This window comes from Arthrobacter woluwensis, from assembly GCF_900105345.1.
GTDB lineage: Bacteria > Actinomycetota > Actinomycetes > Actinomycetales > Micrococcaceae > Arthrobacter_E > Arthrobacter_E woluwensis.
Map to the genome: position 1 here is coordinate 2,050,065 of NZ_FNSN01000003.1, position 16,291 is coordinate 2,066,355.

Below are 16,291 nucleotides of genomic sequence, written 5' to 3' on the forward strand. Positions count from 1 at the left end.
CCGCCGTCGTCGTGTCCGGAGAGGGTGTTCCGCTCAGCCGTCGAAGCCGTCGTCGTACTGGGGAGCCGCCGCGGATTCCGGCGCGGATTCGCCCGTGTGGGCGGCCGAGAGGAGCTGCCGGAGTTCGTCCTCGGCCGCGAGGGTCGTGACGAAGAAGAGCTCGTCCCCGCCCTCGATCACGTCGTCCCGGCTCGGCGTGATGGGGGCCTGATCCCGCAGGATGGCCACGAGTGTCGCATCCTGCGGCCAGTCGATGTCGCCGACCGTGGAGCCGATGAACGAGGCGTCATGCGGCACGGTGAACTCGACCAGGGAGGACACACCGGTCTGGAGGGTCAGCAGCCGGACGACATCGCCGATCTCCACGGCCTCCTCCACGAGGGCCGTCATGAGCTGCGGGGTGTTGACCGCGACGTCCACGCCCCAGGAGTCGTCGAACATCCACCCGTTCTTCGGGTTGTTCACGCGGCCCACGGTCCGGCCCACGCCGAACTCGGTCTTGGCCAGCAGGGAGACCACGAGGTTCACTTTGTCATCGCCCGAGGCGGAGACCACCACGTCGGCGTCGTCCAGGCGGGCCTCCTTCAGCACACTGAGCTCGCAGGCGTCGCCCACCAGCCAGTGCGCGCCGCGCAGACCGCTGCGGCCGATCACTTCGGGCTTGAGGTCGATCAGCAGCACATCATGCTGGTGCCCCAGGAGTTCCCGGGCGATGGAGCTTCCGACGCTTCCCGCGCCGACGATCACGACTTTCACTCTGCTTCCTTCACGGGTGCCTTGGAGAGGATCCGGGTCACGGCGTCGAGCCGCTTGACGGGGACGATGGCGTGCAGGCTGTCGCCTTCCTGGAAACGCGAGTCGGCGTGCACCATGGCGCCTTCACCGAAACGGGTCAGATACGCCACGCGGATGTCCGCGGCCTCTTCGAGTTCGGTCAGAGGACGTCCCTCCCAGCCGTGGTCCACGGCGAGCTCGGTCAGGACCAGACGCCCCGACGGTTCGCGGAAGTCACCCGTGATGGACTGCTCCGGCAGGATCCGGCGCAGCACCTGGTCGGCGCTCCACTTGACCGCGGCCACCGTGGGGATGCCGAGCCGCTGGTAGATCTCGGCGCGTCCCGGGTCATAGATCCGTGCGACCACGTGGGGGACGTGGAAGGTCTCGCGGGCCACGCGGGTGGCCAGGATGTTGGAGTTGTCACCGCTGGAGACGGCGGCGAAGGCGTAGGCCTCTTCGACTCCGGCGTGGCGCAGGGTGTCGCGGTCGAAGCCGACGCCGGTCACTTTGCGGCCCTGGAAGCCGTTGCGCAGGCGACGGAAGGCCCGCTCGTCCTGGTCGATGATGGCCACGCTGTGGCCGGAGTCCTCCAGTGTGTGGGCCAGGGTCGCGCCCACACGGCCACAGCCCATGATGACGAAATGCGCCACGAACCATTCCTTCAATTCTGCGGATGGCGGGTGCGCATCCGTACGGATCAGAACACCACTGTATCCGGGGCGGGGCGTCATCCGTGCCGAGAAGGCCGGGAGATTTCCGCCCGTCATGACACAGGGGCACCGCGCAGACTACCGTAGTCAGGTGCTGTCACTTCTGAATGCGGTCAAGCGGGTGATCGTCGGCCGGCCGTTCCGTAACGACCGTCTGGCCCACACCCTGCTGCCCAAGCGCATCGCATTGCCGGTTTTCGCCTCGGACGCCTTGTCCTCCGTGGCGTACGCCCCCGATGAGATCCTCCTGACCCTGGCGCTGGCCGGGGTCTCCGCCGTCGCGCTGTCCCCGTGGGTCGGGCTGGCGGTCGCCGTCGTCCTGCTGACCGTGGTGGCGTCCTACCGCCAGAACGTGCACGCCTACCCCTCGGGCGGTGGCGACTACGAGATCGCGAATGTGAACCTCGGCAAGTTCGCGGGTCTGACCGTCGCTTCGGCGCTCCTGGTGGATTACGTCCTCACGGTGGCCGTCTCTATGTCCTCCGCCGCCAACTACCTGGCAACGGCCGTGCCGTCCCTGCACGGGAGTCAGGCCCTGATCGCGACGCTCGGCGTCGTGGTGCTGGCGCTGGTCAATCTGCGGGGCATCAAGGAGGCCGGTTCGGTCTTCGCCCTGCCCACCTACATCTTCATGGCGGCCATCATCGGCATGTCGCTCGTAGGCGCCATCCAGGCCGCCACCGGCACGCTGGGACTGGCCGAGTCCGCCGGGTTCGAGATCGTCCCGGAAAGCCACTTCGACCAGGGTCTGGTCGGCCTGGCCGGGGCGTTCCTGCTGCTGCGCGCCTTCTCCTCGGGCGCCGCGGCCCTGACCGGCGTGGAAGCGATCAGCAACGGCGTCCCCAACTTCCAGAAGCCCAAGAGCAAGAACGCGGCCACCACGCTGCTCCTGCTCGGTGTCATCGCGACGACCATGCTGGCGGGCATCCTCTTCCTGGCCAATGCCACCAAGGTCCACATCGTGCTGGATCCCGCCACGGAGTTCCTGAAGGACGGCAAGCCGCTTCCCGAGGGTTACATCCAGAACCCGGCGATCAGCCAGATCGCCCAGACAGTGTTCGGTGCGGGATCCATCCCCTTCTACATCATCGTGGCGGCCACGGGCGTCATCCTGGTGTTCGCCTCCAACACGGCGTTCAACGGCTTCCCGGTGCTCGGCTCGATCCTCGCGCAGGACGGCTACCTGCCGCGCCAGCTCAAGACCCGTGGCGACCGCCTCGCCTACAGCAACGGCGTGCTGGCCCTCGCCGCGGGCGCACTGGTCCTCATCCTCGCGTTCAACGCCGACGTCACGAAGCTGATCCAGCTCTACATCGTGGGCGTGTTCATCTCCTTCACGGCGAGCCAGCTCGGCATGGTCCGGCACTGGGGCCGTGAACTCAAGAAGGTCCGGGACAAGGCCACTCGGCTCCGTCTCATGAAGTCCCGCACCATCAACATGCTCGGCTTCGGCATGACGGCGCTCGTGCTGACCATCGTGCTCATCACCAAGTTCGAGCAGGGCGCCTGGATCGCCCTGCTCGCCATGCTGGTCCTTTTCCTCATCATGTGGAGCATCCGGGCGCACTACGACAACGTCGCCAAGGAACTCGCCGTCGACGAGGACTCCGCTCCGAGAGCCCTGCCGTCCCGGGTGCATGCCGTGCTGCTGGTGTCCCATGTCCGGAAGCCGGTGCTGCGTGCCCTCGCCTATGCCCGCGCCTCCCGGCCGTGGAAGCTCGACGCCGTGATCGTCGACATCAGCCCCGAGGAGACGGCCCGCACGGTCGAGGACTGGGAGAAGCTCGACATCCCGGTCCCGCTGACCGTCCTGGCCAGTCCCTACCGCGAAACGGTCACGCCGATCATCGATTACGTGAAGAACATGCGGAAGGACTCTCCGCGCGATCTGATCGTCGTCTACATCCCCGAATACGTGGTCGGCAAGTGGTGGGAGCAGCTGGTGCACAACCAGACCGCGCTGCGCATCAAGACCCGGCTGCACTTCGAACCCGGGGTCATGGTGGCCAGTGTCCCGTGGCAGCTCAAATCGTCCAAGGAAGCCCAGCAATTGCAGGAACTCAGGTGAACCCACACTCCGCAGAGCAGACCGTCACTCTCACCCTGGGACCCGTCGCGCACGGCGGTCACACGGTGGCCCGCCACGACGCGCGCGTCGTGTTCGTCCGCCACGGTCTGCCGGGGGAGCAGGTGCGGGTCCGCCTGACCGAGTCGGCTCCGGACGCCCGCTTCTGGCGTGGAGACGTCGTCGAGGTCCTGGATGCATCGCCCGACCGCCAGGACCACCCGTGGCGGCAGGCATCCGCCCTCGAGGCCGCGCGGACTTCCGCGCAGCCTCTGGGCGGGGCGGAGTTCGGCCACGCGACCCTGCCCGCGCAGCGACGCCTCAAGGAGGCGGTCCTCGCGGAGCAGCTTCAGCGTCTGGCGGGTCTGGACCGGAGCACCGTGGTGGAGGCCGTGGAGGACGACGCCGGCCAGGGCCTGCACTGGCGGACCAGGATGGCGTTCGCCGTGACGGCGGACGGTCGCCTCGGCATGCACGCTCACCGCTCGGAGGAGGTGCTGCCCGTCGACTCCATGCCGCTCGCCTCCGAGGCGATCGTCGATCTCGGCCTGTGGAACCACCTCTGGAAGGGCGTCACCCGCGTCGAGGTGGCGGCTCCGGCGAACGGCTCGCAGCCTCTGGTGATCCTCTGGCCGGAGGAGGCGCTGGGGGAGAAGGAGCAGGGCAGAGCGCTCAATCGTGCCGTCGCGCAGATCCCGGACGGCGTTTCGGTGGCCGTGATGGACCCGGTCAGCAAGCAGCTGCTGCGCTGGCGGGGCCGGTCCTGGGTGCGGGAGAGCGTGAACGGCTTCGAGTACCGCGTGACCGGTGAAGGCTTCTGGCAGATCCACCGCCGCGCGCCGCAGACGCTCATGGACGCCGTCACCGGTTTCCTGGGTGAGGGCGGCTTCCTCCGTGAAGGTGCCTCCGTCGCCGACCTGTACGCCGGAGCAGGCCTGTTCACCGCCCCGCTGGCCCAGGCCGTGGGCGAGAACGGTGCGGTGCTGTCGGTGGAGGGCGCGCCTGGGACCAGCCGTGACGCGCGGAAGAACTTCCACGGGCAGCGACATGTCGAGATCGTCCAGGGGAAGGTCGAACGCGTGCTGCGGCAGCGGCCCCGGCGGCTCGACGCCGTCGTGCTCGACCCGCCGCGCGCAGGCGCCGGCCGGACCGTGGTGCAGCAATTGGCCGAGTCCGGCCCCCGTGCCATCGCCTACGTGTCCTGCGACCCGGCGTCGTTCGCCCGCGATGTGAAGTTCTTCGAGGGGGAGGGCTGGGAGCTCGCCGGACTGCGGGCCTTCGACCTGTACCCCCATACGCACCACCTCGAGACGGTCGGCCTGCTCCTGCCGAAGGGCTGACGTCCCGGACCATTGCGGGGTGCTGACACCGGGTGTAGCTTGACCGTGGGGCGCCATGGCGGCGCCGCGAAAGGAGCCCGTCATGTCCTCGAACCTCAACCCGTATCTGAACTTCCAGGACAACGCCCGGCAGGCCATGGAGTTCTATCAGGGCGCGCTCGGCGGCGAGCTGACGCTCAACACCTTCGGTGAATTCCACGCGTCGGATGATCCCGCCGAGGCCGACAAGATCATGCACGCCCTGCTCAAGACCCCGGCCGGCTTCACGCTGATGGCGGCGGACACGCCGAACCAGATGCAGTTCACGGGTCACGCCGGGTTCTCGGTGAGCCTCTCGGGTGACGACGCGGCGGAGTTGCAGGGCTACTGGGACGCGCTCTCCGAGGGTGGACAGGTGGTCATGCCGCTCGAACGGCAGATCTGGGGCGACACCTTCGGCATGGTGGTGGACCGGTTCGGCGTCACGTGGATGGTCAACATCGCCGGTCAGTGAGGAATCCGGCGGGTGACGCGCCAGTCCGGAACGGTTAGGCAGACCTAACTAGCATGCGTTCTGTGACGCGACAAAGATGAAAGTGTTGCGAGAGGAGTCCTGCTATATGAGCACTGTGGACAGCTTCGGTTCCAAGGGCGTACTGAACGTCAAAGGCACCGATTACGAAATCTTCCGGCTGAACTCTGTGGAAGGCGCGGAAAGCCTTCCCTACAGCTTGAAAGTCCTTCTGGAGAATCTGCTCCGGACCGAGGACGGTGCCAACATCACCGCCGACCATGTCCGCGCCCTGGCCGCCTGGGATCCGGCAGCCGAGCCCGACACGGAAATCCAGTTCACCCCCGCCCGCGTGATCATGCAGGACTTCACCGGCGTGCCGTGTGTGGTCGACCTGGCCACCATGCGCGAGGCCGTGAAGGACCTGGGCGGTGACCCGAAGCGCGTCAACCCGCTGGCGCCCGCCGAGATGGTCATCGACCACTCCGTGCAGATCGACGCGTTCGGCAATGCCGGCGCGCTCGAGCGGAACATGGAGATCGAATACCAGCGCAATGGGGAGCGTTACCAGTTCCTCCGCTGGGGCCAGACGGCCTTCGACGACTTCAAGGTCGTCCCGCCGGGAACCGGCATCGTGCACCAGGTCAACATCGAGTACCTGGCCCGCACCATCATGACCCGTGAGGTCGACGGCAAGCTGCGCGCTTACCCGGACACCTGCGTGGGCACCGACTCCCACACCACCATGGTCAACGGCCTGGGTGTGCTGGGCTGGGGCGTCGGCGGCATCGAGGCCGAAGCGGCGATGCTCGGCCAGCCCGTCTCCATGCTCATTCCGCGCGTCGTGGGCTTCAAGCTCTCCGGCTCCATCCCGGCCGGCGCCACCGCCACCGACGTGGTGCTGACCATCACCGAGATGCTGCGCAAGCACGGCGTCGTCGGCAAGTTCGTCGAGTTCTACGGTGAAGGCGTCGCGGCCGTGCCGCTCGCCAACCGCGCCACCATCGGCAACATGAGCCCGGAGTTCGGCTCCACGGCCGCCATGTTCCCGATCGACGACGTCACTCTCGACTACCTGCGCCTCACCGGTCGCAGCGAGGAGAACGTCGCCCTGGTCGAGGCGTACACCAAGGAGCAGGGCCTCTGGCACGACCCGTCCCGCGAGCTGCGCTTCTCCGAGTACCTCGAGCTGGACCTGTCCACCGTGGTGCCGTCCATCTCCGGCCCGAAGCGTCCTCAGGACCGCATCGAGCTCACGGACGCCAAGGAGCAGTTCCGCAAGGACATCCACAACTACGTCACGCTCGCCGACGGCAGCGTGGACGAGGCCCTGGATGAGTCCTTCCCCGCGTCCGACTCCCCGTCCTTCTCGCCGGACTCCCACGTGACCGAGGACAACGAGGTCAAGGTGGTGGCTTCCGCCGCCAACGGCGCCAACGGACGTCCGTCCAAGCCCGTCACCGTGGAGACCGCCGACGGCCGCAGCTTCGAGCTGGATCACGGTGCGGTGTCGATCGCCTCGATCACCTCCTGCACCAACACCTCGAACCCGTCCGTGATGCTGGCCGCCGCTCTGCTGGCCCGCAACGCCGTGGAGAAGGGCCTCACGGCCAAGCCGTGGGTCAAGACCTCGGTCGCCCCGGGCTCGAAGGTCGTCACGGACTACTACGAGAAGTCCGGCCTGACCCCGTACCTGGAGAAGCTCGGCTTCTACATCGTCGGCTACGGCTGCGCCACCTGTATCGGCAACTCGGGTCCACTGGAGCCGGAGATCTCGGAGGCCATCCAGGCCAACGACCTTTCCGTCACCGCCGTCCTCTCGGGCAACCGCAACTTCGAGGGCCGCATCAACCCGGACGTCAAGATGAACTACCTGGCTTCCCCGCCGCTGGTCATCGCCTACGCTCTGGCCGGCACCATGGACTTCGACTTCGACGTCGATCCGCTGGGCCAGGATGAGCAGGGCAACGACGTGTTCCTCAAGGACATCTGGCCGAACCCGGTCGAGGTCCAGGAAGTCATCGACTCCTCCATCGACGAGGGCATGTTCGCCAAGGGCTACGAGGGCGTCTTCGAGGGCGACGAGCGCTGGAAGGCCCTCGACACCCCCGCCGGTGACACCTTCGCATGGGCCGAGGATTCCACCTACGTCCGGAAGCCCCCGTACTTCGAGGGCATGAAGGCGCAGCCGGACCCCGTCACGGACATCGAGGGCGCCCGCGTGCTCCTCAAGCTGGGCGATTCCGTCACCACGGACCACATCTCCCCGGCCGGCTCCTTCAAGTCGGACACCCCCGCCGGTCAGTACCTGCTGGCCAACGGTGTGGAGCGCAAGGACTTCAACTCCTACGGTTCCCGTCGTGGCAACCACGAGGTGATGATCCGCGGCACCTTCGCGAACATCCGCATCAAGAACCAGCTGCTCGCGGACTTCAACGACGGCGCCGGCGTCGAGGGTGGCTTCACCCGCGACTTCACCCAGCCCGACGGCCCGCAGGCCTACGTCTACGACGCGGCGCAGAACTACCGCGAAGCGGGCACCCCGCTGGTGGTCTTGGGTGGCAAGGAGTACGGTTCCGGCTCCAGCCGTGACTGGGCTGCCAAGGGCACCGCGCTGCTGGGCGTCAAGGCCGTCATCACCGAGAGCTTCGAGCGCATCCACCGCTCGAACCTGATCGGCATGGGCGTCCTGCCGCTCCAGTTCCCGGAGGGCGAGAACGCTGCGACCCTGGGCCTGGACGGCACCGAGACGTTCTCGATCTCGGGCGTGACCCAGCTGAACGAAGGCGTGACGCCGAAGACCCTCAAGGTCACGGCCACGAAGGAGGACGGCACGAGCAAGTCCTTCGACGCCGTCGTCCGCATCGACACCCCCGGTGAGGCTGACTACTACCGCAACGGTGGCATCCTCCAGTACGTGCTGCGCCAGATCTCGGCCTAGCGTCCGTACGTTCCGGATCGGAAGACCCCGCCACCTGAGGGTGGCGGGGTCTTCCGTTTCCGGCGAAGTCAGGGCGTCTCCCTGTCCGGGGAGGCGGTAAAGTGGGAGAGCACAACCGGCGGGAGAAGGAGGGCCCTTGGGCATCTTGGAAGGAATCCGGGAACCGCATGATCTGCAGCGGCTGAACCAGGACCAGCTGGCACCCCTCGCGGCGGAGATCCGCGAGTTCCTCATCAGCAACGTCTCGCAGACGGGCGGACACCTCGGTCCCAATCTGGGAGTGGTGGAACTGACCATCGCCCTGCACCGGGTCTTCGATTCGCCCGTGGACTCCATCGTCTTCGACACCGGGCACCAGTCCTATGTGCACAAGTTGCTGACCGGACGGCAGGATTTCGCCACCCTCCGGCAGCAGGGCGGTCTCTCGGGTTACCCGGACCGCGGCGAATCCGAGCACGACATCGTCGAATCCTCGCATGCGTCCTCGTCCCTCTCCTGGGCCGACGGGATCTCCCGCGCCCGCAAGTTGCGCGGCGAGACGGACCGCTACACGGTCGCCGTGATCGGCGACGGCGCCCTGACCGGCGGCATGGCCTGGGAGGCCCTGAACAACATCGCGGCCGACAAGGACCGCAAGGTGGTCATCGTCGTCAACGACAACGGCCGCTCCTACGCTCCGACCGTGGGCGGTTTCGCCGACTACCTCGCCTCGCTGCGTCCCACGATCGACGCCTTGCGCGCCAAGCCCGGCTATGAGGGCGCCATGACCTGGTGGAAGACGCGCCTGCAGGAGGGCGGCCCCGTCGGCCAGTTCACCTACAAGAGTCTGCACGCCGCGAAGAAGGGCGTGAAGGACTGGTGGGCGCCCCAGGGCATGTTCGAGGACCTGGGCCTGAAGTACATCGGCCCCGTGGACGGCCATGACGAGGCGGCCGTCGAGGAGGCGCTGCGACTCGCCCGGAACTTCGGCGGACCGGTGCTGGTGCACACGATCACCGAGAAGGGGCGCGGCTACGCGCCCGCCCGCGCCGATGAGGCTGACCAGTTCCACGCCGTCGGCGTCATCGACCCGGAGACCGGCTTGCCGACCTCCAGTGGCGGCGCCCGTTCGTGGACCAGCGTCTTCGGCGAGGAGATCGCCGCGATCGCGGACGAGCGGGACGACATCGTCGGCATCACCGGCGCCATGCTGATTCCGGTGGGCCTCAGCGAGATGGCGGCCCGCCACCCTGACCGCGTGATCGACGTCGGCATCGCCGAGCAGCACGCGGTCACCATGGCGGCCGGGCTGGCTTTCGGTGGCCTGCACCCCGTGGTCGCCGTGTACGCGACCTTCCTGAACCGTGCTTTCGACCAGCTGCTGATGGATGTCGCCCTGCACAAGGCCGGGGTGACCCTGGTGCTCGACCGCGCAGGCGTGACCGGTCCCGACGGGCCCAGCCACCACGGCATGTGGGACATGGCCATGGTCCAGACCGTGCCGGGCCTGCACCTCGCGGCGCCCCGCGATGCGAGCCGTCTCCGGGAGGAGCTGCGCGAAGCGGTCGCGATCGACGACGCGCCCAGTGTGGTGCGCTTCTCCAAGGGCGCGGTGGGTCCCGAGGTCAACGCCGTGGAACGGCTCAAGGACGGCGTGGACGTGCTCGCCCGGCCCGAGGACGGGCAGCTGGAGAACGACGTGCTCCTCATCTCGGTGGGCGCCCTGAGCGAGCTGACCCTCGAAGTGGGGGAGCGCCTCGCCGCCCACGGCATCACGTCCACCGTGGTCGACCCCCGCTGGGTCCTTCCCGTGCCCCGCTCGATCATCGCCCTCGCCGCGCGCCATCGTCTGGTCGTGTGCCTGGAGGACGGCGTCCGCGCGGGTGGCGTCGGGTCCAGGATCCGCCAGGAGATGCGGGCCGCCGGCGTCGACACCGCGCTGAACGAGGTCGGGCTTCCAGCGGAGTTCCTCGCGCACGGCACGCGCGGCGAAGTCCTCGAGCGCGTCGGCCTCACGGCGCAGCAGGTGACGCACGACGTCGTCGCGCAGGTCCTCGGCACGAAGGTCCCCTTCGCGCGGCCTCTCCCCGGTCAGCAGGCGCCCAGCACGGGAAGCATTCCCGCACTGTGACGGCCGGATCCGTCCGGGAGCCGCTCGAGGTGGCTCCCGGTGAGCTCGTCGTCGCGCGCAACCAAAAATGGGACGGCACCGCCCATTGGGTGGTGCCGGGCCGATACCTCGGCGAGGACGACCACGGCTGGTGGGTCTACCAGGCCAAGGGCGAGTTCTGCTCCCGGCCCGGCGCGGCGTTCTACACCCGGAGCCACAACGTCCTGCTCGTGCCCCGCGTGGGCGAATGGGTCGCGACCTTCTACGACGAGACGCACCCCGGCGATGTCCGGGTGTACGTGGACATGGCGGTCGGACACGAGTTCAAGCGCATCAGGCCCGCCGTGACCGAGTTCCACGTGGTGGACATGGACCTTGATGTGATCCTGCTCGCCGACGGCACGAGCTACGTCGACGATGAGGATGAGTTCGCCGAGCGACGTGTCAGTATGCACTATCCGACCTGGCTGGTGGAGACGACGGAGAGCTCCTGCCGCCACGTCCTGGCCGCCGTCGAGGCACGCGAAGCGCCCTTTGTGGACGTCGCGGACACGTGGCTGGCCCGGGGCCTGGAGGCCACCCGGACCGGTGCATGGCATGATGACTGGATCCCAGAAGACGGAGAGAACGATGAATGAACTGCTGCGCGCCTACCGGCGTGACGAGGACGGCGTCCTCAGCTTCCGCGAGGCCTGGTACGAGCAGGAGGAAGGCGTGGTCGTGGTCAACCACGGCGTCGTCGGCCATGTGAGCAAGGACGACGTGCAGTCCGTCGAGTCGGATGAGGCCGCCGTCGCGCTGCTGGAGGCTTTCAGCGCGCAGTGCGCCGAGGACGGCTTCGCCGAGATCCCCGTCGAGGAGCAGCACTGGGTCGTCGCCCAGTTCGCGCTGAAGACGAAGGGCGGCACCGAACGCGACCGCTACCTGGAGCGCTCCGCCGTCGCCGCGCTGACCGGTCACTTCGCGTGGCGCGGCCTGGGCGTGGTGGACCGGAGCACCATCGAGAACGGCAAGCTCAACATCTTCCTGGTCTCGCCCGAGCCGTCCAAAGCGGTCAAGGCTGTGGTGTCGGTGGCTCGCGAAGCAGACCTGGACCCGACCAAGTTGACCGTCGGCGTCGCGCCGTACTCGGAGCCCGAGGCCCTCAAGCGCCGCCACCCGGCGGGCGCCGGAGCGCCGTTCAGCCTCTGAGCCCTCCGCGCCTCCGCTCAGGCCCTTCCGGTGTGTCCGGAGGGGCCTGAGCGCTGCCAGGAGCATTCGATAGGCTGGCACCATGACTGAATACCGCAGATTGGGAACATCCGGACTCGTCGTCTCCACCATCGGCCTGGGGTGCAACAACCTCGGCCGGCCGAACACGCCGAGTTTCACCCAGGAAGGCACGGACACCGTCATCCACGCGGCGCTCGACGCGGGCGTCACGCTTTTCGATGTCGCGGACGTCTACGGCGCGACGCCGGGCCTCAGCGAAGAGATGCTGGGCAAGGCCCTGGGGGACCGGCGCTCCGAAGTGGTCCTGGCGACCAAGTTCGGCATGGACTTGAACGGCGCCAACGGCGCGGACTTCGGCGCTCGTGGCTCGCGCCGCTACATCGTCAACGCCGTGGAGGCGTCCCTGAGGCGCCTCGGCACCGACTGGATCGACCTGTACCAGTTCCACACCCCGGACGACGGGACCCCCGTCGAGGAGACGCTCCGTGCCCTCGATGACCTGGTGACCGCCGGTAAGGTCCGGTACATCGGGCACTCGAACCGTGCGGGCTGGCAGATCGCCGAGGCGGAGTTCCTGGCGCACTCGCTCGGCACGGAGCGGTTCATCTCGAGTCAGAACCACTACAACCTGCTGGACCGCCGAGCCGAACTCGAAGTCCTGCCGGCCGCGCGGGCCTACGGACTCGGGGTCCTGCCGTACTTCCCGCTCGCCAACGGTTTCCTCACCGGCAAGTACGCGCCGGACCGCGTGCCCGAGGGCTCCCGTCTCAGCCACACGCGCCAGAACATGGTGCGCGACGCCGACTGGGAGCAGATGGCCAAGTACTCGGAGTTCGCCCGGGAACGCGGGCTCACCGAGGTCGAGGTGGCCTTCGCGTGGCTCCTGGCCCAGGAGCCCGTCAGCAGCGTGATCGCCGGCGCGACCAAGGTCGAGCAGATCCAGCAGAACGCTCGGGCCGTCGAGGCGCGGCTGAGCCCCGAGGATCTGGCCGTCCTGGACGAGATCTTCCCGCCTGTGCCCAAGGTGGCCCTCTTCTAGCCTCTGCTGATCTCGGCGCTTCGCACGGCCCAGCACATCCCGTCGACTGCTCCATAGGATTCCCTTCCAGGGGGATTCCGCCCGGAAAAGGCATCCTGTGGAGCAGTCGATCGCACGTGGGGCCCGGTGAGGGCCTGCGGTGGGGAGCACTGGGCAGAACAACGCCAGCACGACGACGAAGGGGACGGCACCCGCTGGTGCCGTCCCCTTCGTCGTCGTCCCCTCCGCCCGCTCGGCTCGGGGTGAGTGGCTCAGGCCGCGTGGAACCGCTTGCCGTTGACCCGCTCGGAGGCGCCCACCCGGTCCAGGTACGGCGTGATGCCGCCCAGGAACATGGGCCAGCCGGCACCGAGGATCATGCAGAGGTCGATGTCCTCGGGACCCGCGACCACACCCTCTTCGAGCATGAGGCCGATCTCCTCCGCCAGCGCGTCCTGGGTTCGTGTGAGGACCTCTTCCGACGTCGACGGGTTGTCCCCGAACGTCATCAGGGCCAGCACGCGCTCCGGGATCTCCTGGCCGCCGTCGTCGGTCGGGGCCCAGAGGCCCTTCACGCCGTTGTCGATCAGGGCCTGGAGGTTGGCCGAGACCGTGAAGCGGTCGCCGAAGGCCGCGTGCAGGGATTCCTGCACGTGCTGCGCGACCGGCAGGCCGACCATGGCGCCGAGGGTGAACGGCGTCATCGGCAGGCCCATGGGGCGCAGCGCGTTGTCCGCGACGTCGGCCGGAGTGCCCTCGTCGAAGGCGGCCGTCACTTCGCCCATGAGCCGCAGGAGGACGCGGTTCACCACGAAGGCGGCGGCGTCCTTGACGAGCACGGCGCTCTTCTTCAGGTTCTTGGCCAGCTGGAACGCCGTGGCCAGGGTCTCGTCCGAGGTCTTCGGCGCCCGCACGATCTCCAGCAGCGGCATGACCGCCACCGGGTTGAAGAAGTGGAAGCCGACGAGCCGTTCCGGGTGCTCCAGATCGCGCGCCATCTCCGTGACGGACAGGCTGGAGGTGTTGGTGGCCAGGATGCACTCGGGGGAGACGATGGCCTCGACTTCCGCGAACACCTGCTTCTTGACGGAGAGCTCCTCGAACACCGCTTCGATCACGAAGTCGGCGTCGGCGAACGCCTGCTTGTCCACGGCGCCCGTGATGAGTGCCTTGGTCCGGTTCGCGGCGTCGGCGGACATCCGGCCCTTGGCCTGCAGCTTGTCGACTTCACCGTGGATGTAGGAGACGCCGCGGTCCACGCGTTCCTGGTCGATGTCCGTCATGACGACGGGCACCTTGAGCTGCTTGGCGAAGAGCAGGGCGAGCTGGCCCGCCATGAGACCGGCGCCGACCACGCCCACCTTGGTGACAGGACGCGCCAGCTTGGCGTCCGGCGCCCCGGCCGGACGCTTGGCGCGCTTCTGCACCAGATCGAGGAACGCGTAGACCGTCGAGCGGAACTCACCGGTCTGCATGAGCCCGGCCAGGGCCTCGCACTCGGCCGCGGCGGACTCCTCCTGCGTCTGGGTGCGGTTGGCCTCGAGCAGGTCGAGGACCTTGCCGGGGGCCGGGGCCGCATCGGAGATCTTACGGCTCACGAAGGCGCGTCCGGCGTCGACCGCCGCCTGCCAGCGCTCGGCCACCTGCGGATCGGAGGCGTCGACGGCGTGCGTGCGTTCCGGCGTGACCTCGCCGCTGAGCACCTGGGCTGCCCAGGAGAGGGACTGCTCCAGGAAGTCGGCGGCGTCGAAGAGGGCGTCCGCGACGCCGAGCTCCAGGGCCTGCTTGCCGCTGAGCGTCCGGTTGTTGTTGAGCGGGTTCTCGATCATCACCTTGACGGCGTTCTCCGGCCCGATGAGGCGCGGCAGGAGATAGACGCCGCCCCAGCCCGGGACGAGGCCCAGGAAGGCCTCGGGGAGGCCGAGGGCGCCCGCGGAGGCGCTGACCGTGCGGTACGTGGACTGAAGGGCGATCTCGAGACCGCCACCCAGGGCGAGGCCGTTGATGAACGCGAAGCTCGGCACCGGCAGGTTCCGCAGCAGTCCGTACACCTCATGACCCAGTTGGGCCATGGCCAGGCCGTGCTCCGGCTTGGAGATGGCGGAGACCGCGGTGAGGTCGGCGCCGGCCACCAGGAAGTACGGCTTCCCGGTGATGCCCACGGCCTGGATCTCGCCCTTGGAGGCACGCTCCGCCAGGGATTCGAGGATGTGCCCGAGCTCGAGGAGCGTGTTCGGGCCGAGCGTGGTCGGCTTGCGGTGGTCGAGCCCGTTGTCCAGGGTCACGAGCGCCAGGGTGCCGATGCCCGGCAGGGGCACGTCCTGGACCAGCGAGTGGGTCACCGTCTCCGTGCTGAAGAGCCCTGCGAGTTCCGTGAAATCGTCGAGACTCATGCTGCCTCTCCTGCCTGTGCGTCGGTTCCGTAGTCGGGGTGGTGGGGGTTCTCCCAGATGATCGTGCCGCCCATGCCGAGGCCGATGCACATGGTGGTGATGCCGTAGCGGACGCTCGGGTCCTGCTCGAACTGGCGGGCGAGCTGGTTCATCAGCCGCACGCCCGAGGAGGCGAGGGGGTGGCCCAGCGCGATCGCGCCGCCGAAGCGGTTGACGCGGGGATCGTCGTCGGCGATGCCGAAGTAGTCCAGGAAGCTCAGGACCTGCACCGCGAACGCCTCGTTGATCTCGAAAAGCCCGATGTCCTCGATGCCGAGCCCGGCCTTCTCGAGAGCCTTGAGGGTGGACGGGACGGGGCCGTAGCCCATGACGCTCGGCTCCACGCCGGCGAAGGCGTAGGAGACCATGCGCATGCGGACCGGCAGGCCCAGCTCCTCGGCGGTGTCCGCATCGGCGAGCAGGGCCGCCGTCGCGCCGTCGTTCAGACCGGCGGCATTGCCCGCGGTGACGCGGCCATGCGGTCGGAAGGGGGTACGGAGACCTTCGAGGTCTTCCAGGGTGGTGCCGGGCCGCGGCGGCTCGTCCACCGTGTTCAGGGTCCAGCCGGCGCCGGCCTTCTTGCTCGCCACGGGGACGAGGCCGGCCTGGATGTCACCGCTCTCATAGGCTTCGGCGACCTTGCGCTGCGAAGCGACGGCGTAGGCGTCGGCGCGCTCTTTGGTGATGGCGGGGAACCGGTCGTGGAGGTTCTCGGCGGTGTTGCCCATGTTCAGCGCGGCGGGATCGACGATCCGTTCGGCGAGGAAGCGCGGGTTGGGATCGGCTCCGACGCCCATCGGGTGATGACCCATGTGCTCGACGCCGCCCGCGATGACGACGTCGTACGCGCCGGAGGCGATGCCGGAACCGGTGGTGGTCACGGCGGTCAGAGCGCCCGCGCACATGCGGTCGATGGCGAAGCCCGGCACGGACTGGGGGAGGCCCGCGAGCAGGGCCGCGGTGCGCCCGATGGTGAGGCCCTGGTCACCGGTCTGCGTGGTGGCGGCGATGGCCACCTCATCTACGCGCTCGGCCGGGAGGCCCGGATTGCGTCGCATCAGTTCTCGGATGCACTTGACCACCAGGTCGTCGGCACGGGTCTCGGCATAGATGCCCTTGTCTCCTGCCTTGCCGAACGGTGTGCGGATGCCGTCGACAAAGACGACATCGCGGCCGGCCAGGCCTTTGCGGATGCGGCTCACGCTTGCTCCTCGTTG

12 protein-coding genes are annotated in these 16,291 nt (G+C 68.3%); 8 read left to right on the forward strand and 4 right to left on the reverse strand.

Going from position 1 to position 16,291, the window contains the following annotated elements:
• Positions 1-33: 33 nt before the first annotated feature.
• Entirely contained in the window at positions 34-756 is a 723-nt protein-coding gene (locus tag BLV63_RS10000; protein ID WP_066212281.1) for a potassium channel family protein, read from the reverse strand.
• Positions 753-1,427 carry a potassium channel family protein gene (locus BLV63_RS10005; RefSeq protein ID WP_066212282.1) on the reverse strand — a complete coding sequence of 225 codons (675 nt, stop codon included), beginning with the start codon at positions 1,425-1,427 and terminating at the stop codon, positions 753-755. The genes BLV63_RS10000 and BLV63_RS10005 overlap by 4 nt, the downstream gene beginning before the upstream one ends.
• Before the next feature lie 115 nt (positions 1,428-1,542).
• Here BLV63_RS10005 and BLV63_RS10010 point away from each other — a divergent pair, with 115 nt between their 5' ends.
• The 8 genes from BLV63_RS10010 (at position 1,543) to BLV63_RS10045 (ending at position 12,663) form a co-directional block, all read left to right on the forward strand.
• Entirely contained in the window at positions 1,543-3,555 is a 2,013-nt protein-coding gene (locus BLV63_RS10010) for an APC family permease (RefSeq protein WP_082724067.1), read from the forward strand.
• A complete protein-coding gene (locus BLV63_RS10015; RefSeq protein ID WP_066212286.1) occupies positions 3,552-4,892 on the forward strand; it encodes a class I SAM-dependent RNA methyltransferase in 1,341 nt (446 codons plus the stop codon). The genes BLV63_RS10010 and BLV63_RS10015 overlap by 4 nt, the downstream gene beginning before the upstream one ends.
• An 82-nt stretch (positions 4,893-4,974) precedes the next feature.
• On the forward strand, positions 4,975-5,385 hold the full coding sequence (locus BLV63_RS10020) for a VOC family protein (protein WP_066212287.1): 411 nt from the start codon (positions 4,975-4,977) through the stop codon (positions 5,383-5,385).
• Between the two features lie 106 nt (positions 5,386-5,491).
• On the forward strand, positions 5,492-8,323 hold the full coding sequence (gene acnA / locus BLV63_RS10025) for an aconitate hydratase AcnA (RefSeq protein ID WP_066212291.1): 2,832 nt from the start codon (positions 5,492-5,494) through the stop codon (positions 8,321-8,323).
• Positions 8,324-8,459: 136 nt separating this feature from the next.
• A complete protein-coding gene (gene dxs, locus BLV63_RS10030) occupies positions 8,460-10,433 on the forward strand; it encodes a 1-deoxy-D-xylulose-5-phosphate synthase (RefSeq protein ID WP_066212293.1) in 1,974 nt (657 codons plus the stop codon).
• Complete coding sequence (locus BLV63_RS10035) at positions 10,430-11,050, forward strand: DUF402 domain-containing protein (protein WP_074784230.1); 621 nt, start codon at positions 10,430-10,432, stop codon at positions 11,048-11,050. Before dxs ends, BLV63_RS10035 begins: the two co-directional genes overlap by 4 nt.
• Positions 11,043-11,603 (forward strand): hypothetical protein, encoded by a 561-nt coding sequence (locus BLV63_RS10040; RefSeq protein ID WP_066212295.1) that lies wholly within the window; start codon positions 11,043-11,045, stop codon positions 11,601-11,603. The genes BLV63_RS10035 and BLV63_RS10040 overlap by 8 nt, the downstream gene beginning before the upstream one ends.
• 82 nt (positions 11,604-11,685) lie before the next feature.
• Entirely contained in the window at positions 11,686-12,663 is a 978-nt protein-coding gene (locus BLV63_RS10045) for an aldo/keto reductase (protein WP_066212297.1), read from the forward strand.
• 251 nt (positions 12,664-12,914) lie between these two features.
• Here BLV63_RS10045 and BLV63_RS10050 read toward each other — a convergent pair whose 3' ends face one another.
• Both BLV63_RS10050 and BLV63_RS10055 read right to left on the reverse strand, forming a co-directional pair.
• A complete protein-coding gene (locus tag BLV63_RS10050; RefSeq protein ID WP_066212298.1) occupies positions 12,915-15,035 on the reverse strand; it encodes a 3-hydroxyacyl-CoA dehydrogenase NAD-binding domain-containing protein in 2,121 nt (706 codons plus the stop codon).
• Positions 15,032-16,276, reverse strand: coding sequence for a thiolase family protein (locus BLV63_RS10055; RefSeq protein ID WP_066212299.1), 1,245 nt, complete (start codon positions 16,274-16,276; stop codon positions 15,032-15,034). Before BLV63_RS10055 ends, BLV63_RS10050 begins: the two co-directional genes overlap by 4 nt.
• Between the last annotated feature and the right edge of the window lie 15 nt (positions 16,277-16,291).

Coding starts and splice junctions, on each gene's coding strand:
- BLV63_RS10010 (WP_082724067.1), top strand. CDS start 1,543: ATGACACAGGGGCACCGCGCAGACTACCGTAGTCAGGTGCTGTCACTT.
- BLV63_RS10020 (WP_066212287.1), top strand. CDS start 4,975: ATGTCCTCGAACCTCAACCCGTATCTGAACTTCCAGGACAACGCCCGG.
- acnA (WP_066212291.1), top strand. CDS start 5,492: ATGAGCACTGTGGACAGCTTCGGTTCCAAGGGCGTACTGAACGTCAAA.
- BLV63_RS10040 (WP_066212295.1), top strand. CDS start 11,043: ATGAATGAACTGCTGCGCGCCTACCGGCGTGACGAGGACGGCGTCCTC.
- BLV63_RS10045 (WP_066212297.1), top strand. CDS start 11,686: ATGACTGAATACCGCAGATTGGGAACATCCGGACTCGTCGTCTCCACC.
- BLV63_RS10050 (WP_066212298.1), bottom strand. CDS start 15,035: ATGAGTCTCGACGATTTCACGGAACTCGCAGGGCTCTTCAGCACGGAG.